The sequence below is a fragment of the Jiella flava genome, assembly GCF_017349315.1.
Lineage (GTDB): Bacteria > Pseudomonadota > Alphaproteobacteria > Rhizobiales > Rhizobiaceae > Jiella > Jiella flava.
Map to the genome: position 1 here is coordinate 46,163 of NZ_JAFMPP010000014.1, position 19,861 is coordinate 66,023.

Consider the following 19,861-nt stretch of genomic DNA (forward strand, 5'->3'; position numbering starts at 1 on the left):
TCCGCGGCGGTCTCGACGATCGCGTCCGAAGATTGTGTTTGGTGGCCCTTGCGGTGCCATCCGGTCCGATCCGGCTTGTCCTTGGGAGAGACGAGCCGGATCGGACCGGCGACAATGCAAGTGCTAACGTAAGGTTTCATCCGAGCGCAACAGGAACTGTTCCCGGAATGGCCGAGCCGGTCAAACGAGCTCAGTGGCCGGCCTCCAGCATCCGGCCGCCCTTGGTCTCCAATGCGAAGCGGACAAGGTCCGAGGTCCGCTCGATGCCAAGCTTTTCCTTCATGCGGGTGGAGGTGTTGGCGACCGTCTTGTAGGCGACGCCGAGGCCATCGGCGATTTCCGACAGGCTCTTGCCTTCACCGAGCATGTGCAGGATCTGCAGCTCGCGTCGGGTCAGGTCGCTGACGCCGGTCTCCCGGGTCGTGTGCTCGCTCATCAGGGCGGCGGTTTCGCTGTCGACATAGGATTCGCCCGCCATCGCCTTTTCCAGCGCGATCAGCAACTCGTCGGAGGGGGCGCTTTTCGAGACATAGCCGAGTGCACCCTCACGCCTCGCCGAAACGGCGTAGACAAGGTCGGAATACATCGAAAAGATGACGATCTTCGCCTTCGGATCGTCGGCCCGCAGGCGCCGCAAAACGTCGAGGCCGCTGCCGTTCTTCAGATTGATGTCGAGGATGGTGATGTCCGGCCGCCTCTTGCGGAACTCAGCAAGCGCTTCGGAGGGGCTTTCGGCCTCGAAGATCCCGGTGATCGCCAGATCCTCGACGAGTCTGCGGATACCGTCCCGAACCACCTTGTGATCGTCGACGATCAGGATGTTCATTGCCCGTCCTTCACTGCTGTCGTCGCGCTGGCCGCGGTGGACTCACTAAGCTCCATTCTATCAGCCGGTATGTCGGTCTCCGCAAGGGCGCTGGCTGAAAGCGGCACGCCGCCCGAGACCCGCACGCCACGCGGCCGGCGGATCTCGGCAACCGTCATATCGCCGCCCGCTGCCTCGATCCGCTCGCGCATGCCGACCAAGCCGAAGCCGCTTTCCGGCGCCGCATCGGCAAAACCGCCGCCATCGTCTTCAACCGCGAAATACAACTGTGCGCCGCGCGCCTCGATCCGTAGTGTAATCGTGCCGGGATCGCCGTGGCGAAGCGCATTGGTGAGTGCTTCGCGCACGGCGCGATAGACCAGGGTCTCGATCGTCGCGCCGAAATCGCCGTCGGGAAGCGCAGCATCGAAGGCGACGTTCGGATGGCGCATCGCAAGGTCGGCGATCATTTCCTCGATACTGCCCTTCAGGCCAAGGCCGGGCATGGTGCCGGGCCTCAGATTGCCGAGAATGCGCCTCAATTCGCGCCGGGCTTGGTGAGCGGCCGAGACGATCGCTGCGGCCCGCTCGGCAATCGCCTCCGCGTCGGTGGCCGAAGTGTTCGCCGCCCGGCGGATGCGCGACGCGTCGACGTCGATGGCAAAGAGCAGCGGGCCGACGTCGTCATGGAGATCGCGCGCCAGTTGCGCCCGCTCCTCGTCCTCCAAATGCAGCAGCCGGTCGGAAAGGCGTCGGTTGCGCGTCGAGATCGCGTCGAGCCGGTCCATCAGCGTGTTGACGCCGTGGGCGAGCTCGCGCATTTCCGGCGGCCCTTCGGGCATGACCTTCGCGGCGTAGACGCCGTCGCCGATGCGCATGAAGGCGGTGTGGATCGCTCGCAGCGGCCGCAACGCGCGGTCGGCGACCACCCAGACCGCGCCGAAGGCGAGCGATAGGAACAAGACCAGCAGGCCGAAGGACGTCAACAGATCGAACCAGGCATCGGTCAGTTCATTGCGCGGATCGACGACGATCGCCGCCGCGGTGATCGGTTCGGAGGCCGCCGTCAGCGGCATGATGGTGGTCAAGGGATCGGCATCGAGCAGTTTGACGAACCACTCGGGCAGGGCGGTCGTGTCCTCGCCGAGCACCGACTGATCGCGAATGACGCCGAGCGAGTCGATCAAAAGAATCTTCACCCGGCGGTCGCCGTTGAAGGTGCGCACAAAGCCTGCAAGCTTCGCCGGAACGTCCCGCGAGGCCGGCAGTTCGGCGACGAGCTGGGCGACCCGGTTGGTTGCCACGCTGCGTGCCGCCTCGAGTTCGGTTCGAATGGTGTCGCGGGCCTGAAAGAAGGTCAGCACCGAGCCGATGACGACGATCACCACGAATGCGACGGCCAGCGTGACGGCGAGCCGGGCCTTCAGCGACATCGAGCCACCGCGCGAAGGGGACGGAATGGCCGATGTCTGCTGCCTCATGGACGCTCCCATTTCGCACTCAACCGGGACATTCCGGCGGGTCGCCGTGACGGAGGTTCCACCGGATCTCAAGCGACCGATATGGTAGCGGCTATCGATCGAACTTGCAGGTGGTTTCCGGCTTGTCGAAGCCGAGCGTGTCGAGTTCGGAGGTCTGGTGCAGGAACCCCTCCTGCGGCGAGGTCGAGACGACCGACTTGTAGGTCGCGAGCAGGATCGGCTGGCGCAGCTGCCAGTCCCAATCGCGGAAGGTCAGGCGCTGGCCTTTGAAGGCGGCGACGGTGAACTTGTCGCTGCGGATGAAGGCGTCGAGCTTGGCCGGATCGGCGGACTGGGTGCGCGAGGCCGCTTCGCCGATCACCCGCACCGCCGTCCAGGCCTGCATGTCCTTGGCCAGCATCCGTCGGCCCGCCTCGCGCAGGAAACGGCTTTGCATTTGCTCGCCGCCCCATTGCTGGCTGGCCGGATGCCAGGAGGCGGGGACGAGGCCGGCAGTGCCGGCGACGGGCCGCGGAATCCAGGTGCGCCAGGGGATATAGGTGCCGAACACCTCGCTTTCGTCAGCGACGAGCAGGACGTCGTGATCCGGTAGGCTCTGGAGAAACAGCGGGATCTGCTTTTGCACCAGCGCTTGGCCCGAATCGGTTTCGCGGGCGCTGCCGCGATCCTCGAAGACCTTTTCGCCGACGATCTTGCCGCCAAATTTCTTGGCCGAACGCTTCAGCGCCTCGGCGAACAGCTTGTCGTTCGGGTGCGAGCCCTCGACCAGCGCCCAGTTGCGCCATTGCTTCCACATCAGATATTGCGCCAGCCCGTCGGTCAGCATTGAGCGCGACGGCGCGATGTGAAACATGTTGTCGCGGCAGTCCTTGTTGCGCAGGCGGTCATCCTCCGCACCGGCATTGAGGACGATCGCGCCCTTGGCCTTGGCGAGATCGGCCGCCTTCAGCGTGTCGTCGGCGGACAGATCGGTGACGATGTAGTGATCGCCGCTATCGAGCATCTTCTGTACCGGCGCGGCGACGTCGTCGCCCGGCTTGATCGTCACCGGATCGAGCACGAATTTTTGGCCCATGAAGGATCCGGTGGTGTCGTTATCCTTGATTGCCACCTTGGCGCCGGCGAGCCCAATATTTTCCGGTGGCACGTCGAGTACCGACAGGGCGAGGGTCGGCTCGTAGCTGCGCAGATAGCCGATCCGGACGGTTTCCATCGTCTTCTGGCCAGCGACTGGCGCGGCGGTGGTGCCCGCGGCCTGTTGGGCGAACGCCGATGGTGAAGGCTGAACAGCGATCAAAAGTGACGCAAGGGCGAACGGCAGCAGCCCGCCGGCAAAGCGACGACGATCGAACATGGTGATTTTCCTCCCGCTTGGCGCGCCGGGCGGCGATCGGGCCCGGTGCGGCCTTCATTGCTCCTTCCGATTCCGCGCTCTATCACAAGGGCTTGGGCACAGCGCTCAGGGAGGAGCCGAATGTTTGCGCTTATGATGTGTTGCGGAGTGAACCTTTTGAGGCAAGCGCGACTTTTTCCCGTTGTTCTCGCCTTAGGGGCCGTGACAGTAGCGGGGCAGGCGATGGCGGCCGCGCAGAAGGTCGCCGTCTTCGACTTCGAATTGATCGATTCGAGCCTGGAGGGATCGATGATGGGCGACGACGCGGCGCAGGATGCCCGGCTGAAGCGCATGGCGCCGATGCTGCGCGAGGATATCGGCGCGCTGCCGGGATATGAGATCGTCGATATCCAGCCGGTGGAAAAGCAAGCCGGGGACGCCAATCTGCAGAGCTGCGGCAACTGCGCGCTGCGCTTTGCCGGCCAGATCGGTGCCGATGTCGCCGTGGTCGGGACCGTGCAGAAGGTCTCCAACCTCATTCTCAACATCAACGCCTATGCCTTTGATATCAAAAGCGGCAAGACGATCGCGCGGGGCAGTGCCGACATTCGCTCCAACACCGATGAAAGCTGGGATCGTGGCTTGCAATATCTGTTTAAGACCCGGTTGAAGGCGCAGCTGGAGAAGGCCCGGTGACGAAACTTCTGGCAAGCGTCACCGGTCCTGAGGAAGCCACGATCGCGCTGGCCGGCGGCGCCGACATCATCGATCTGAAGGATCCGGCTCAGGGCGCGCTGGGGGCGGTGGCTCCCGCCATCCTTTCCGCGACGCTACGCGAGATCGCCGGGCGCCGGCCGGTTTCGGCCGTGGCCGGCGATCTGCCGATGCAGCCGGCTGCCGTCATCGACGCGGTTGCGGCGCGGGGCCAAGCCGACTTCGTCAAGATCGGCCTGTTTCCGGCGCCGCGGGCCGAGCGTTTGGCGGTGATCGACGCGCTGGCAAGTCTCGCCGAGACGGTTCGGCTGGTGGCGGTGTTCTTTGCCGACGGCGATCCCGATTTCGGTCTTCTGGAGGCCCTCGCGGCCGCTGGTTTTTACGGGGCGATGATCGATACGATGGGCAAGGGCGGCGACGGATTGCTGTCGACGCTGTCGCTGCCGGCCCTGTCGCGTTTCGTCTCCAGAGCCCGCGCCTTCAACCTCGTGACCGGATTGGCCGGCTCGCTCGAACCGCCGGACGTCCCGCGTCTGTTGCCGCTGCGGCCTGATTATCTCGGCTTTCGCGGGGCGTTGACCCGTGGCGCGCGGGGCGAGCGGATCGACGCGGCACAGGTGGCGCGGCTTGCGCGGCTGATCGCCGGAACGGGCGACGGCCAGGCGGCGGGCGAACCGCCCAGGCCGGGACCGCAATCCCTCGACCGCATTTTCGTGCGCGACTTTGTTCTCGATCTCGACATCGGCGCTTACGGCCATGAGCATGGCCGCCGACAGAAGGTTCGCTTCGACATCGAGGCGAAGATCGCCCGGATCGATACCCGCCACGACGACATCGCCGAGGTCTATTCCTACGACGTGCTGATCGACGCCATCCGCGCGCGGGCGGACGCCGGCCATACCGATCTCGTCGAGACGCTGGCGCTCGATCTGTGCCGGGAAATTTTGAGCGATGGTCGTGTCTTCGAGGTCAGCGTTGCGATCGCCAAGCTCGAACTTGGGCCGGGCGCCGTCGGCATCGAAGTGACCCGCCGACAGGGCGAGATGGCCTCCTGAGAGTGGCTTTTCGGTCGGGCCAAGAGCGCGTGCCCCGCGCCCTCTTGCCGCTTAGGAAGGTACTGGCCGAACTGTGTCATCTGCGAAACCGGTTGGTATTTTAGGGGCGACCGGAGAGCGGTCGGTGCGAATTGGCTCTTGCGTGCGGCGCGTTCTTGGCGTTCACTTCCATTTCAGGAATGTTGCAGGCAGTGATCGGGGCGCGGATCGCCACGCCTTGGCTTGCGTTTCATTTGAAGCGATTTCAAAAGAGCGGCTCGTCAGAGGCCGGCCGAGGGCGTTGGCATTTCACCTTGCCGCCTCACGCCGTCGGAAGGAAGCGTCGGGGTAGGTTGCAATGGGTACGCGTGATGATCTCCTCGTCGTCAAACTGGGTGGCAGCTCGGCATCCTCGCCGGATCTGGCGCGATGGGTGGCCGCGATCGGTCAGGCTAAACAGCCGACGGTGGTGGTGCCTGGCGGCGGTCCCTTCGCCAATACGGTGCGCCGCTATCAGCCAAAACTCGGTTTTGACGATCGCGCCGCCCATGAGATGGCGATCCTCGGCATGGAGCAGTTCGGCCTTGCGCTGATCAGCATGGAGCCGCGCATGGTCCGCGCGAAAGACCGCGCCGACATCGAGACGGCGCTCGAGGCCGGGCGCATTCCGGTCTGGCTCGCCCGCGACGTCGTTCTTGGGACCTCGGAGATCGCTGAGAATTGGAACGTCACGTCCGACTCGCTCGCCGCCTGGCTCGCCCATCGGCTTGCGGCCGGCGATCTCTGCCTGATCAAGCAGATCGACGTGCCGGACGGGGCGAGCGTCGATGCGCTGGTTGGCGCCCAGATCGTCGACGAGATGTTCGCCGAGCATCTGAAGGGCGCCTCGCGGTTGCATGTGGCCGGCCCTGGCGACCTGTCCAAGGCGGCTTCGCGCTTTGCCGAGGGCAAGATTCCCGGCCACACCATCGCGGCCTTCGAAATGGGCCTCGTCGCCGCGGCCGGATGATCGCGGCCCTCATCGCCGATCGAACCTTTTCAACCGCCGGCGAATGATTGACAAAGCCGGCATGGCGAAACCGCGGTTCCTCTTTCTCACCGGCCATCTGGCCCGCCCTCGGCTCGAACGGATCCTCTCCGGTCTGGATGCGCCGGAGTTCGATTGGGCGATCGCCGATATCGGCGTGAAGGTCGCTGCGCTCGCGACCGGCGACATCATCGAACGGCGGCTGGCGCGGCCTGTCGAGGCGGATCGGGTGATCTTGCCTGGCCGCTGCCGCGCCGATCTCGATCGGCTGGCGGAGACGTTCAAGGTGCCCTTCGTGCGCGGGCCGGACGAACTCGCCGATCTGCCGGCCTTTCTCGGCCGCAAGGGCGAGCCGCCGGATCTTTCGCGCCACGCCATGCGGATCTTCGCCGAGATCGTCGATGCGACCGCCCATCCGATCGATGTGATTCTTGCCCGGGCGAATGCGATGCGAACCGAGGGCGCCGACGTCATCGATCTTGGCTGCCTGCCGGACACGCCGTTCCACCATCTGGAGGACACGATCGCGGCGTTGAAGGCCGCCGGCCATGCGGTCAGCGTCGATTCCGCCAATCCGCGCGAATTGTCGCGGGCCAACCGCGCCGGGGCGGATTACCTCCTCAGCCTCAACGAGGCGACGCTGGCGATCGCCATGGAGGGCGATGCGGTGCCGATCCTGGTGCCGGTCGTGCCGCACGATCTTGAGTCCCTCGACAGGGCGATCGCCAAAGCCGAAGCGATGGGGATCGATTTTATCGCCGACCCGATCCTCGATCCGATCCATTTCGGCTTTTCCGCCTCGCTCTCGCGCTATCACGAGCTGCGCCGGCGCCATCCCGACATTTCCATGCTGATGGGCACGGGCAACCTCACCGAGTTGACCGACGCCGACACCTCAGGCGTCACGGCGATGCTGCTCGGGATCTGCTCGGAGCTGTCGATTGGCCATCTCCTCGTCGTCCATGTCAGCCCGCACACCCGCGCGACCATCGCCGAGCATGACGCGGCGCGGCGCATGCTGTTTGCCGCCCGCGAGGACAACGCCTTGCCGCGCGGCTATTCCAGCGCGCTGGTGCAGGTCCATGACGTCAAGCCCTTCACCGTCACGCCGGACGAGCTCGACGCGCTGGCGGCGTCGATCAAGGACCGGAACTACCGGATCGAGACCGCTGCGGACGGCATCCATCTCTACAATCGCGACATTCATGTGGTGGCGCGCGATGCTTTCGATCTGTTCCCGCATATCACGGTCGATGGCGATGTCGGCCACGCCTTCTATCTCGGGGCCGAACTGCAGAAGGCGGAGATCGCCTGGCGGCTCGGCAAGCGCTACGCCCAGGATACGCCGCTCGACTTCGGCGTCGGCCTGCCGAGGGAAGCGGTGGACCGCACCCGGCTGGAGGACGCCGGCCATACCTTGAAGGCAAAAAAAGCGTCAGGCCGGTCGGCGAGCCGAGATTCGAAGAAGACCGGCGAGGGGAGTTGAGACGATGCCCTATATCCGCGAGAGCATTCTAACGACGGTCTCGGCAGACGGCACAGTCCATCTCGCGCCGCTGGGGATCATCGAGGAGAAGGATGGTTGGGTCATCGCGCCGTTCCGGCCGTCGACAACGCTGACCAACATCGCGGCGAACGGCCTGGCTGTCGTCAACTACACCGACGAGGCGAAGATCTTTGCCGGCTGCCTCACCGGCCGCAAGGACTGGCCGCTGACCGCGATCGACAATTGTCCGGTCCCGCGTCTCGAGGCGGCGCTGGCGCATGACGTGCTTCAGGTTGAGAGCGTCACCGCACACGACACCCGGCCGCGCTATTTCTGTAAGGTGATCGCCTCGGGTCAGCACCGGCCTTTCACCGGCATGAACCGGGCGAAAGCCGCGGTGCTTGAAGCCGCGATCCTCGTCAGCCGGCTGAATATGTTGCCGGCGGAGAAGATCGAGAACGAGATCGCGTATCTCAAGATCGCTATCGACAAGACCGCCGGCCCCGAGGAGGAACAGGCGTTCTATTGGCTGTTGGAAAAGGTGATCGAGCACCTTGCCGCCTGCGAGGCCTCGGACTGAAGGTCGCACTGCCCACTTGCCCTATCGCGCTCTAGCTGCGGTGTTGCGGCTCGATCTATGACTCGGCGGTCTGCAACTTTGGCATCGGATCGGCGAACAGTTCGTGACTGAGCGAAACCATCCTGCTCTCAAGGCATTAACCCTGAAATTTCGAACCGTTCCAAAATCGGTCGCGGTCGCGGAGCCGCGCCTTAGGGGCGAAAACGAAGGGCGAACTTTACCGATGAAATTGACCATCAACGAGGTCGAGCACGACCTCGATATCGACACGCGCACGTCTTTGCTCGACGTTTGCCGCGATCATTTGGGCCTCACGGGCTCGAAGAAGGGATGCGACCACGGCCAGTGCGGCGCCTGCACCATGCTGGTCAATGGCCGCCGCATCAATTCCTGCCTGACACTCGCCGTGATGCACGAGGGCGATGTGATCACCACCATCGAGGGTCTCGGCAATCCGGACGATTTGCATCCGATGCAGGAGGCGTTCCTCCATCACGACGGCTTTCAATGCGGCTATTGCACGCCGGGGCAGATCGTTTCGGCCGTCGGCATGCTCAGCGAGGTCGCCGACGGCTGGCCGAGCCACGTCAGCGCCGACGTCAAGAATGGCACCTCGCTGTCTGGCGACGAGATCCGCGAGCGCATGAGCGGCAATATCTGTCGCTGCTCGGCTTATCCGAACATTGTCGACGCGATCGAGACCGCCAGCGCGAAGATGAAGGAGACGGCATGAGACCCTTCGAATACACCCGCGCCAGCGATGTCGCCGAAGCCGGCCGGCTGACCGGCCGCTTCATCGCCGGCGGCACCAACCTCCTCGATCTGATGAAGCTGGAGGTGGAGACGCCGGCCAAACTCGTCGACATCACCCGTCTGCCGTTGCGCGATATCGAGGCGACCGACGACGGTGGCCTGCGGATCGGGGCTCTTGTCAGCAATTCCGATCTTGCTGCCGACAGCCGGATCCGCAACGACTACGAGGTTCTGTCGCGGGCGGTGCTCGCCGGCGCCTCCGGCCAGCTGCGCAACAAGGCGACCACCGGCGGCAATCTTCTCCAGCGCACCCGTTGCGGCTATTTCTACGAGACCTCGCAGCCCTGCAACAAGCGTGACCCGGGCTCCGGATGCGGCGCGATCGGCGGCTTCAACCGCATTCACGCCATTCTCGGCGTTTCCGAGCATTGCATTGCGACCCATCCGTCGGACATGGCGGTTGCCATGCGGGCGCTCGACGCCAAGGTCGAGACACAAAAGGCCGATGGCTCGACGCGCATCCTCGCGCTTGATGATTTCTACCGGCTGCCGGGCGACACGCCCGATGTCGAGAACGCGCTCGAAGCCGGCGAGCTGATCACCGGCGTGCGCTTGCCGAAGCCCGTTTCCGGGTCGCATCGCTATCGCAAGGTTCGCGACCGCGCATCTTATGCCTTCGCGCTGATATCGGTCGCTGCGGTCGTGCGGATGGACGGTGGTACGATCGCCGACGCCCGCCTGGCCCTCGGCGGCATGGCGCCTATGCCCTGGCGCGACACCGCGGTGGAGAAAGCGCTGATCGGCCAGGAGCCGTCGATGGCGACCTTCGAAAAAGCCGCCGACATCCTCCTCGCCGATGCCAAGGGACAGGGCGAGAACGACTTCAAGATCCCGCTCGCACGGCGCACGTTGAAAGCGGTGCTGGCCGATGCCACGAAGGGAGCGTAATCGATGATGACCAAGCACGTGATGAACGAGCCGATCGGCGAGACCCGCCTTGATCGCAACACTCAAGGTGTGATCGGCAAGGGCGTCGACCGCTATGAGGGCAAGCTCAAGGTCTCGGGCAAGGCACCCTATGCCTACGAGCATCTGATCGGCGAAGACGTCGCCTATGGCTTCGTGGTCGTCGGACCGGTCGGCCGGGCGCGGGTGACGACGATCGACGTCGAGCGGGCGCTCGCCGAACCGCGCGTCCTAGCCGTCGTCACCGGCGACGCAATCATGCGATCCTCGGCGCAGCCGATGTCACCGGCCGGCCAGACGATGGACGGCGAGATCTTCCATTACAATCAGCCGGTCGCCCTTGTCGTTGCCGAGACCTTCGAAGCGGCCCGCTCGGCGGCGCGACTGGTCAAGGTCGAATATGAGGCCCAGGACGGGCGCTACGAAATCGAGAGTCGGCGAGGCAGCGGGCGGGCGTCAGACACAGGTCCGATGGCCGCCGATACGGAGCGTGGCGACTTCGAGAAGGCTTTTGCCGAGGCCGAGGTCCAGTTCGACCAGACCTATCGCACGCCGTCTTACCACGCCGCAGCGATGGAGCCACACGCATCCGTCGCCAAATGGGATGGCGACAGGCTGACCGTTTGGTCGTCCTGCCAACTGCTTGAAACCAACATCCAGCAGATCGCCAATGGCGTCGGCGTGGAGGTTTCGAAGGTCCGCCTGCTCAGCCCCTATATCGGCGGCGGATTCGGCTCCAAGCTCGGCATCGGCCCCGACGCCGTTCTCGCCGCCCTCGGCGCCCGCGAGACCGGCCGGCCGGTCAAGCTGGCTTTGACCCGGCAGAACGTTTTCCAGGCGACGTCGCGGCGCGGCGAGACGATCCAGCGGGTGCGGATCGGTCTGACCAAGGCGGGCCAGATCACCTGCATCGGCCATGAGACCGAAACACCGAACTCCGAGGGCGAAGGCTTCTTCGAGCCGTCGGGCATTTCGACCAATTTCCTTTATCCGGGGAAGGATCGGTTGGTGACCCATCGGGTGATCGCCTCCGACGTTCTGATGTGCTCGGCCGTGCGCGCGCCGGGCGAGGCCACCGGCATGCTCGCCACCGAATGCGCGCTCGACGAACTGGCCGAACAGTTCGGGATCGATCCGGTCGCCTTCCGCCGAATGAACGAGCCGGAGAAGGACCCGCAGGAGGATGTGCCGTTCTCCTCGCGCAAGCTGCTCGACTGCATTGAGGAAGGCGCCAAGCGGTTCGGCTGGGCGGATCGTCCGGCCACACCCGGAAGCCGCCGCGAGGGTGAGTGGCTGATCGGCTACGGCATGGCCTCGGCGAGCCGGGCGAATTCGCTGATGGAATCTTCGGCCGAGATCGCGATGAGCCCCGAGGGCCGGGCGACGGTGAAAACCGCGATGACCGATATCGGGACCGGCACCTATACGATCCTGCAGCAGATCGCCGCGGAGATGTTGGGCCTGCCTCTCGACCACGTCGATGTTTTGCTCGGCGATACGTCACTGCCGGAATCCTCCGGTTCCGGCGGATCCTGGGGGGCGAATTCGGCCGGCTCCTCGGTCTATGTCGCCGCCGAGGCGATGATTAAGGAATTCGCCAAGCGCCTCGGCGTCGAGGCCGACGGCTTGACCCTCAAGGATGGCCACGCCATCGCCCACAACCGGCAGATCCCGTTCTCCGAGATCCTCAAGGGTGAAACGCTGACGGTAACCGGCAAGATCGAGCCGGGCGACACCGCGGACAAGACCAATCAGGCGAGCTATGGCGCGCATTTCGCCGAAGTCGCGGTCAACGCGACCACCGGCGAGACCCGCGTGCGACGGCTGCTGATGGTCGGGGCCGCGGGGCGCATTCTCAACGAAAAGACCGCCACCTCGCAGTGCTATGGCGGCCAGATCTGGGGCATCGGCTACGCCCTGGAGGAAGCGCTTGTCGTCGATCCGCGTAACGGCCTGATCGTCAATCACGACCTTGCCGAATATCATGTGCCTGTCCAAGCCGACGTGCCGAAGCTCGATGTCGTGCTGCTCGAAGAGCGCGACCGGTATGCCAGTCCGCTCGCCGGCAAGGGCATCGGCGAGCTGGCGATCGCCGGCGTCGGCGCGGCGATCAACAACGCCATCTTTAACGCCACCGGTGCGCGCATCCGTTGCTATCCGGTGACCATGGACAAGCTGCTGCCGCATTTGCCGGACGAGGTCAGCGCCGCCGCCTGATCCGGCATTTGGCCGGGCTGACAAAGACCCAAGGGGGCGGCGCTTGTTGCCGACCCCTTCTACGCGGCGTTCGCCCCCGTCAGCCGGCTGCCGAGTACGGCCACCGCCGCAGCAGGGGCCGCGCGGCAGGCCGCGTCTCGCAACGCCGCGGGGCAGTCGAACAGATCCGGAAAGTCGACGACCCCGCGATCGAGCCGCGCCGCCAGACTTTTCAACATCGGGCGACCGGTGCCGGCGATCACCACCGGCGCCGCCGGCGAGACGCTGTGGCGGGACAGAACCTGCATCACCGCGTCATGGATCCTGCGCAGCTGCGCCTCGGCAAAGCCGTCGGCCAGAGCTGCCCATGCGGCGTCGCTGCCATCTTCGGCGTCGAGGCCGATCATCCGCGCCAGCCGCCGGCGCGAGGCTTCCGGGCTCTTTTCCTGCCCGTCGGCGGTGGGATAAAGATCGTCGACCTCGTCGAAACCGCCGCGAAGGCGCTGAACGTCGGCCATGGTGGCGAACAGTTCGTTCATCACCGGCACGGGCCGGCCTTTGAACGGTAGGTGAGTTGCCACCGCCATCAGCGGCGTGCGGGTATAGCCTTGATAGACCAGCTCACCGGCGATCAGACGGGTGTGGTCGCTGGCCGCGGTGGTGACGATCTGCCCGCCGGCGATCGGCAGGATGTCGGTGGTCGTCGAGCCCATGTCGATCACCAGCGCGTCCTCGATCGCCGTCGCTGCCAGCGCTGCTGTGGCGTGCCAATTGGCCGACGCGATGGCGTCGACATGGGACCGGGCATCGCCGGGGGCCAGAAATCCGGCGGCCCCACCATAAATAAGGATATCGCCCGAGAGCTTGTCCGCGAACAGCCGCGTGAGCTTCTCGACGCCTTCGCGCCGGGAGGCGAAGACGTCCGACAATTCGCCGGTCATGGTGACGACGTGGCGGCTGACCGCGCCGGCATCAATCGCCCCGAGGATCGTTTCGAGTCCGTCTTCAAGGTGGCCGAGCCCCTGCCAGATCGGCGTTCGTTCCTGCCAGATCCGCCGGATCGCGCCGTTCTCGCACAGCGCCGCCTTCAAATGCGCGCCGCCGATGTCCCACCCCAGAATTTTCGTCATAGCCGCTTCGTCTCAGATTGCATGGCGATCGTGCCGAGGCCTGCACGCGGCCCGCGGGCCTTGGTCGTGTTGCCCCGGTGGGCGTATATGACCATCCAATGTGCTTCGATCTCAAGGTGCAAGATGCAAATCGTCCCGGTCCTCGACGTCAAAAGCGGTCTTGTGGTGCGGGGTGTGATGGGCGATCGGGCCAATTACCGGCCGATTGAAACGCCGCTCGCACCAAGCGCCGAGCCGCAGGCGGTGCTTGCGGGGCTGATGGCTCTTGCTCCCTTTCAAACGGTCTATATTGCCGATCTCGACGTGATCGAAGCCGGGGAGGCGTCCGCACACGGGCAATCGTCGTCCGGCGTCAGGCGGCGAGGCGAAGCCGATCGCGCCTTGCTCGGCGCGCTTGCCAAGGCCCATCCCTCGGTCGAATTCTGGCTCGATGCGGGCGTGACCGGCGAAGAGGATGCTTTGACGATCGCTGCTTTGCCGCAGGTTCGTTCGATCGTCGGCAGCGAGTCGATCGACAGCGCCGAGACCGTCCGTCGGTTGGGCCGGCGAGGCGACGTTGCGCTCTCCCTCGACTTTCGCGGCGCCGATTTCATCGGGCCGCCCGCGATTTTCGAAGATGCGAGCCTGTGGCCCGACCGGCTGATCGTCATGACGCTGCAAAAGGTCGGCAGCGGCGCCGGCCCGGATTTCGACCTCCTGCGCGCGATCAAGGCACGGGCCGGCGACCGGTGGGTCTATGCCGCGGGCGGGGTGCGCGGGCCGCAGGATCTGCGCGCGCTCGACGCGATGGGCATGGCCGGTGTGCTGGTCGCCTCGGCGCTGCATGACGGCCGCATCACCCGCGCCGATCTCGACGCGCTCGCCGGATGATGCGAGGAGCTGGCGCGCTGCCCGCGCGCTGCCTCCGGCTTGGGGCCCTGGGGCATGGCAGAGGGACATTTTTTGGGTGTCTCGCTCTGGCGCAATGTGGTATCGCAAGCGCCGCGCCGGGTTAGCACAGCGGTAGTGCAGCGGTTTTGTAAACCGAAGGTCGGGGGTTCGATCCCCTCACCCGGCACCACCTTCGCATTTGGGTTTGGGCCGAGTCCTCTGCAGCTTCGCATGCGCAGTGTCCGGGTCGATCGTGGGCCCGGACCTTGTTCGGTTCGAGCGCCGCCATTCGAGACCTGCCCGCCATTACTTGTGCGCCGTTCTTTTCTTGCAATTGAAAATTGTGGTCTGGCCTGATCTGCAGAAGACCGTTGCGCGACGATTATGCCGACGCCGGCCGATCCGTCATCATGCCCGCCGGATAGGCAAAGCCCTGACTCTTGGTAAGGGGCGGGGCATAGACGCCGCTTTTGGCGGTCTTGAGGCCCAGCGCGACGGCGGCTTCCATCAGCTTCACCGCGGCCGAGACGCCCTCGACCACCGGCACGCCGTGGGCTTGTGACAGATCCTCGGCAAAATTTGCCATGCCGGCACAGCCAAGCACGATCGCTTCGGCGCCGTCTTCCTCGATCGCCCGGCCGATCTCCTGCGAAATGCGGGCATTCGCCGCGGCGGGATCGGCTTCGAGGGCGAGCACCGGCAGGGCGCTGGCGCGCACGCTGGCGCAAAGTGTCGACAGGCCGGAGCGGGCGAGATTGTCCTCGATGATCGGGACCGAGACGGGCAGGGTGGTGACGACGGAAAATCGCCGGGCGACCAGCGAGGCCATGCGCGCCGCCGCTTCGCCGATGCCGATCACCGGGCCTTTCAGGACGGAGCGGGCTGCCTCCAGCCCGGTGTCGTCGAAACACGCGATGACGTGGGCATCGGCCCCGTCCCGCTCGGCTATGGCGAGTGCATGCAGCAGCCCCGGCACCGCCAGGGCGCCGTCGACATGGCCCTCGATCGAGACCGGGCCGGCGTCGTTCTGGTAGGCGAGGATTTCCGTGCCTCGCGCCGCGACCTGTCGCGCCGCAAGCGCGATCGTCTCGGTCATCGACCGGGTCGAGTTCGGATTGACGATCGAGATGCGCATCGACCTCCTCAGTCTGGTAGCGAACGGCGTTGTCGTCGTTTCTGGAGGATGATGAAGGCAGCAAGTGTTGTGAAGATGACCGTGAAGGACACCGCAGTCACCGAGGTGCCGAGCGCATAAATGTCGGGAGTCGTGACCGTCGTCGTCAGGGCGGCAAGTTCCAGCGGCAGGGTGTTGGTCGAGCCCATGGTCTGGCTGGAGCGGGCGATTTCGTCCCAGGAGAGGGTAAAGCCGAACAGCGCGATGCCGATCAGGTACGGCGCGATCATCGGTAGCACGACGAAGCGAAAGCTTTGCCAGTTCGAGGCGCCGAGATCGCGGGCGGCTTCCTCGAAGCTCTTGTCGAGCCGGTTGAACACGGCGAACATGATCAAAAGGCCGAAGGGCAGTGTCCAGGACAGATGCGCGCCAAGTCCGGAGGTGAAGAGCCCCAGCGAGTTGCCGCGCCGCGAGACCAGCCCGATCGACGAGAGCAGCGGGCGGAACAGATCGTCGATGATACGAAATTCCAGAGCGATGCCGAGCGAGACGACGATCGACGGCACGATCAGGCTGGCGATGGCGACGTAGAACAGCGCGGTCGAGCCGGCAAAGCGCTTGCGAAAGGCGAGCCCCGCCAGGACGGAGATCACCACGGTCAGCGCCATGACAACCAGGCCGAGGATGAGCGAGCGGGAAAAGGCCGTGCCGATATCGACCGTGCCGCGGCCGCTCCACAGCCGCTCGAACCAGTAGAGCGAAACGCCGTTCATCGGGAAGGTGAGGCCGCCATTCGGCCCTTGGAAGGACAAGGTCAGGATCGTCACCACCGGTCCGTAGAGAAACACCACGAACAGCGCGAAAAAGGCCGACAGGGCGTAGAAGGAGCGCGGGCGCTTTTCTTCGCGCGGAACCGGTTTTGCCGCCATCGCCTCAAAGCTCCTTGCGGATGTCGACCAGCCGCAGCATGCCCCAGATCGTCACCAGCACCACGGCCAGAAGCACAATGGCGTTGGCGGCGGCGATCGGGAACTGCAGGAAATTGATCTGGGTCTGGATGGTCTTGCCGACCGAGGCGATCTGCTGGCCGCCCATGATGCCGATGGTCAGATAGTCGCCGGTGACGATGGTGACGACGAAGATCGAGCCGATCAGGATGCCGGGCTTGACCAGCGGGATGATGACGTTGGTGAGCGTCTGCCAGCCGGAGGCGCCGGCATCGTAAGCCGCCTCGATCAGCGAGCGATCGATGCGCATCATCGAGTTGAAGATCGGCACGACCATGAACAGCGTGTAGAGATGAACGAGGGCGAGCGCCACGGCGAAGTCGGAATAAAGCAGCCATTCGACCGGCGTGTCGACGATCCCGAGAGAGAGCAGCAGATCGTTGACAAGGCCGTTGCGTCCGAGCAGCGGGATCCAGGAGATCATCCGGATGACATTCGACGTCCAGAAGGGGATCGTGCAGACCATGAACAGCGCGATCTGCATCGGCAATGTGCGGATGTGGAAGGCGAGGAAATAGGCGACCGTGAAGCCGATCAGCAGCGTCGTCGCCCAGACGATGGCGACGAATTTCAGCGTCGAGAGATAGGTCGCAAAGGTGGTGCACAGGCCCGGAAACTTGGCGACGCAGCCATAGAAGACGTCGTGATAATTGCTGAGGACGAAAGCCGGCTCGATCGAATATTCGGTGTAATTCCAGAACGAGACAACCAGCGTCGCGATCAGGGGCAGGACGAAGAAAAGAAAAAAAACCAGCGCCATCGGCGCCGCCTGGAGATAGGCGACCCATGCCGGTGTCCAGCTGGTGCGCCGCTTGCGGGCGTCACCCGCCGCCGTATCCACCCCGCTCGTGCGTCGGATGTTGGGGGCCCCGACACGGGTCGGAGCCTCCACGGTGTCACTCATCAGCTCAGGCGGCAATGAACTCGTTCCACTTGCGGATCATGTAGATGTTTTCGTCCATCACGGCGTTCCAACAAGCGACGTGGCTCATGCGCTCGTCATAGGAGCCGCCGTCGCGGCTGGCGCCGGCCTTTTCCATGACCTTGCCGTCAGGGGCGTGGATGTCCTTTTCCGCCGGCTTGCCCTCGAACCAATAGGCCCATTCATAGGGCTCCATAGCCTCCTTGGTGGTTTCCAGCACGGCGGTGTAGTAGCCCTGCCGAGCGAGGTAGGCGCCGGCCCAGCCGGAGAGGAACCAGTTGACGAACTCGTAGGCTGCATCCTTTTCGCGACCGTCGATCGACACCGGCAGACCGAAGCCGGAGGCCCAGCCGCGATAGCCTTCTTTCAGCGGCTGATAGGTGCAGGGAATTCCCTGGGTGCGCACGGCGGTGACAGCCGGCGACCACATCGATTGGATGACCACTTCCCCTGAGGCCATCAGATTGACGCTCTCGTTGAAATCGGTCCAGAAGGCGCGGAACTGACCGGCCCTCTTGGCCTTGATCAACTCCGCAATGGTCTTGTCGATTTCGTCGCGGGTCATGTTGCCCTTGTCGCCGTATTTCATGTCGCCGCGCGCTTCGATCGCCATGGCGGCGTCCATGATTCCGATCGACGGGATATTGAGCGTCGCGGCGCGACCCTTGTATTTCGGGTCGAGCAGAGCCGCCCAGCTGTCCACCTTGCCCTTGATGAGGTCGGGGCGAATGCCGAGCGTATCGGCGTTGTAGGTGGTCGGGATCAGGGTCAGGAACTCGGTCGGCTCCTTGGAGAACTCTGTCGCCTGCTCGTCCGGCAGATAGAGCACCTCGCAAGGCGCCGTGCCGTCGAGGCCGACCTTCTTGCCGTCGACCGTGCCGTCGCGGATCACCGAGGCGATCTTGTCGGCGAGTTTGATCTTCTTGGCGTCGAGACCCATGATGTTGCCGGAGGGCAGCAGTTTCGGCAGGGCAAAATATTCCGTGTCGACGAGGTCGAAGGAATTTGGCTGAGTGATCACCCGCTTGGTGACGTCGTCGGTGGTCGAGGTGATGTACTGGATGGTGATGCCGAGGTCTTCGCCGGCCTTTTTGGCGATCGCCGGCGCCTGGTTCACCGCCGTCGAAAGATAGCGAAGGGTGACCTTTTCCTGGGCGATGGCCGGAAAGCCGGTGACCTTGGTGATGGCGCCGGCGCCGGCCAGCATCGCCGAGGCTTTGAGGATCGATCGGCGGGTGACGCCGCCGCGAGTTTCCTTAAGAGTGATCATCGGCTTCAGGGCTCCTTTGCGCTTGGATGGCGGCGGTGTTGGGGCAAAGGCCGTCAGGCGGCCAGTTCGTGGCGATCGGCGGCTTGCCAGCCGACAGAAACACTGTCGCCGACCTGGACCGGGGCACGGTCGAAATCACTCTCGGATAAGGTGGCGAGGAGTTCGGTGCCGTCGCTGCGCCGCAGCGCGACATGGACGCTCATGCCCTGATATTCGACCTCGGTGACGGTCGCCGCAGCGCCATCGGCGGCGGCGGGGGGCGAGAGCTTCAGGCGATCGGCGCGGATCGCGAAGGTCCGCCCATCCTCCGGGACCACGTTGTGGCGGCCTATGAACCGGGCGACGAAGGTGGTCTTCGGGGTGTTGAAGACCTCGCGCGGCGAACCGATCTGCTCGATGCGGCCGTCATTCATCACCACCACCATATCGGCGAGCGCCATCGCCTCTTCCTGGCTGTGGGTGACATGGATGAAGGAAATCCCGAACTCGCGCTGGTAGCGCTTCAGTTCGGCCCGCATGCGGATCCTGAGGAACGGATCCAGGGCGGAGAGCGGCTCGTCGAGCAGGAGCACCGTCGGATTGGTGATGAGCGCACGGGCGAGAGCGACGCGCTGCTGTTGGCCGCCGGAGAGCTGGCTGGGCAGGCGGTCGGCATATTTCGTCATGTCGACGAGATCGAGCAGCGCATCGGCGCGCTGCGCGCGCGCGGCTTTGCCGGTGCCGGCCATCTTGAGCGAAAAGGCGACGTTGTCGCGAACCGACAGATGCGGGAACAGCGCATAGCTTTGGAACATCATCGCCGTGCCGCGCTTGGCCGGCGGCAGATCGTTGACTATGGTGTTGCCGATCATCACGTCGCCGTCGGAAATAAATTCGTGGCCGGCGATCATCCGCAATGTCGAGGATTTGCCGCAGCCCGATGGGCCGAGCAGACAGCAATAGGTTCCGGCAGGGATTTTCAGCGAGACGTGATTGACGGCGACCGTCTCGCCATAGGTCTTGGTGACGGCGGCAAGTTCCAGATCGGCAGCTTGGTTCGGCAAGGCATGACCTTCGTGGCAAAACAGCGTTCGCCACGCCGATGCAACGGTCATGCCAAGTTCAAAACAGCCGGAATTGTAGGCGCTGGATCCTGCGGCCATGCCCACCTCTGCTTAAAATGTGGACATTATG

General features: G+C 64.7%; 18 protein-coding genes and 1 tRNA gene. 10 read left to right on the forward strand and 9 right to left on the reverse strand.

Annotated features, from left to right (window positions below; all coding sequences use genetic code 11):
- Window positions 1-190 precede the first annotated feature (190 nt).
- From J1C48_RS15060 to J1C48_RS15070, 3 genes are all read right to left on the reverse strand, one after another.
- Entirely contained in the window at window positions 191-826 is a 636-nt protein-coding gene (locus J1C48_RS15060; RefSeq protein WP_207258823.1) for a response regulator transcription factor, read from the reverse strand.
- Window positions 823-2,286 (reverse strand): sensor histidine kinase, encoded by a 1,464-nt coding sequence (locus J1C48_RS15065; protein WP_231081813.1) that lies wholly within the window; start codon window positions 2,284-2,286, stop codon window positions 823-825. Before J1C48_RS15065 ends, J1C48_RS15060 begins: the two co-directional genes overlap by 4 nt.
- A 91-nt stretch (window positions 2,287-2,377) precedes the next feature.
- On the reverse strand, window positions 2,378-3,640 hold the full coding sequence (locus J1C48_RS15070) for an ABC transporter substrate-binding protein (RefSeq protein WP_231081814.1): 1,263 nt from the start codon (window positions 3,638-3,640) through the stop codon (window positions 2,378-2,380).
- 222 nt (window positions 3,641-3,862) lie between these two features.
- Between J1C48_RS15070 and J1C48_RS15075 the strand changes: the two genes are divergently transcribed.
- From J1C48_RS15075 to J1C48_RS15110, 8 genes are all read left to right on the forward strand, one after another.
- Complete coding sequence (locus J1C48_RS15075; protein WP_231081815.1) at window positions 3,863-4,315, forward strand: DUF3280 domain-containing protein; 453 nt, start codon at window positions 3,863-3,865, stop codon at window positions 4,313-4,315.
- Complete coding sequence (locus J1C48_RS15080) at window positions 4,312-5,388, forward strand: (5-formylfuran-3-yl)methyl phosphate synthase (RefSeq protein ID WP_207258825.1); 1,077 nt, start codon at window positions 4,312-4,314, stop codon at window positions 5,386-5,388. Before J1C48_RS15075 ends, J1C48_RS15080 begins: the two co-directional genes overlap by 4 nt.
- A gap of 337 nt (window positions 5,389-5,725) precedes the next feature.
- Window positions 5,726-6,376 carry an amino acid kinase family protein gene (locus tag J1C48_RS15085; RefSeq protein ID WP_207258826.1) on the forward strand — a complete coding sequence of 217 codons (651 nt, stop codon included), beginning with the start codon at window positions 5,726-5,728 and terminating at the stop codon, window positions 6,374-6,376.
- A gap of 61 nt (window positions 6,377-6,437) precedes the next feature.
- Window positions 6,438-7,880, forward strand: coding sequence for a DUF6513 domain-containing protein (locus J1C48_RS15090; protein ID WP_207258827.1), 1,443 nt, complete (start codon window positions 6,438-6,440; stop codon window positions 7,878-7,880).
- Window positions 7,881-7,884: 4 nt separating this feature from the next.
- On the forward strand, window positions 7,885-8,460 hold the full coding sequence (locus J1C48_RS15095; RefSeq protein WP_207258828.1) for a DUF447 domain-containing protein: 576 nt from the start codon (window positions 7,885-7,887) through the stop codon (window positions 8,458-8,460).
- A 223-nt stretch (window positions 8,461-8,683) separates the two neighbouring features.
- The gene (locus tag J1C48_RS15100; RefSeq protein ID WP_207258829.1) at window positions 8,684-9,193 is read left to right on the forward strand and encodes a 2Fe-2S iron-sulfur cluster-binding protein; all 510 of its coding nucleotides are present in this window, start codon (window positions 8,684-8,686) and stop codon (window positions 9,191-9,193) included.
- On the forward strand, window positions 9,190-10,161 hold the full coding sequence (locus tag J1C48_RS15105; protein WP_207258830.1) for an FAD binding domain-containing protein: 972 nt from the start codon (window positions 9,190-9,192) through the stop codon (window positions 10,159-10,161). Before J1C48_RS15100 ends, J1C48_RS15105 begins: the two co-directional genes overlap by 4 nt.
- Before the next feature lie 3 nt (window positions 10,162-10,164).
- Window positions 10,165-12,396: a xanthine dehydrogenase family protein molybdopterin-binding subunit gene (locus tag J1C48_RS15110; RefSeq protein ID WP_207258831.1), complete on the forward strand. Its 2,232-nt coding sequence runs from the start codon at window positions 10,165-10,167 to the stop codon at window positions 12,394-12,396.
- A gap of 59 nt (window positions 12,397-12,455) precedes the next feature.
- On the opposite strand, the gene J1C48_RS15115 is transcribed toward J1C48_RS15110, so the two are convergent.
- Window positions 12,456-13,505, reverse strand: a complete 1,050-nt coding sequence (locus J1C48_RS15115; RefSeq protein ID WP_207258832.1) for a hydantoinase/oxoprolinase family protein — start codon at window positions 13,503-13,505, stop codon at window positions 12,456-12,458.
- Window positions 13,506-13,628: 123 nt separating this feature from the next.
- On the opposite strand from J1C48_RS15115, the gene J1C48_RS15120 reads away from it, so the two are divergent.
- Window positions 13,629-14,375 (forward strand): HisA/HisF-related TIM barrel protein, encoded by a 747-nt coding sequence (locus J1C48_RS15120; protein WP_207258833.1) that lies wholly within the window; start codon window positions 13,629-13,631, stop codon window positions 14,373-14,375.
- Between the two features lie 115 nt (window positions 14,376-14,490).
- Window positions 14,491-14,565 (forward strand) — tRNA-Thr (locus J1C48_RS15125).
- A 192-nt stretch (window positions 14,566-14,757) separates the two neighbouring features.
- Here J1C48_RS15125 and J1C48_RS15130 read toward each other — a convergent pair.
- From J1C48_RS15130 to J1C48_RS15150, 5 genes are read right to left on the reverse strand one after another with little or no spacing between them, the layout of a single operon-like run.
- Complete coding sequence (locus J1C48_RS15130; RefSeq protein WP_207258834.1) at window positions 14,758-15,510, reverse strand: aspartate/glutamate racemase family protein; 753 nt, start codon at window positions 15,508-15,510, stop codon at window positions 14,758-14,760.
- Window positions 15,511-15,518: 8 nt separating this feature from the next.
- Window positions 15,519-16,418, reverse strand: coding sequence for an ABC transporter permease (locus J1C48_RS15135; protein WP_207258835.1), 900 nt, complete (start codon window positions 16,416-16,418; stop codon window positions 15,519-15,521).
- 4 nt (window positions 16,419-16,422) lie between these two features.
- Window positions 16,423-17,400, reverse strand: coding sequence for an ABC transporter permease (locus J1C48_RS15140; protein WP_425523512.1), 978 nt, complete (start codon window positions 17,398-17,400; stop codon window positions 16,423-16,425).
- Between the two features lie 4 nt (window positions 17,401-17,404).
- The gene (locus J1C48_RS15145; protein WP_207258836.1) at window positions 17,405-18,688 is read right to left on the reverse strand and encodes an ABC transporter substrate-binding protein; all 1,284 of its coding nucleotides are present in this window, start codon (window positions 18,686-18,688) and stop codon (window positions 17,405-17,407) included.
- 53 nt (window positions 18,689-18,741) lie between these two features.
- Window positions 18,742-19,830, reverse strand: a complete 1,089-nt coding sequence (locus J1C48_RS15150; protein ID WP_231081817.1) for an ABC transporter ATP-binding protein — start codon at window positions 19,828-19,830, stop codon at window positions 18,742-18,744.
- Window positions 19,831-19,861: the final 31 nt, after the last annotated feature.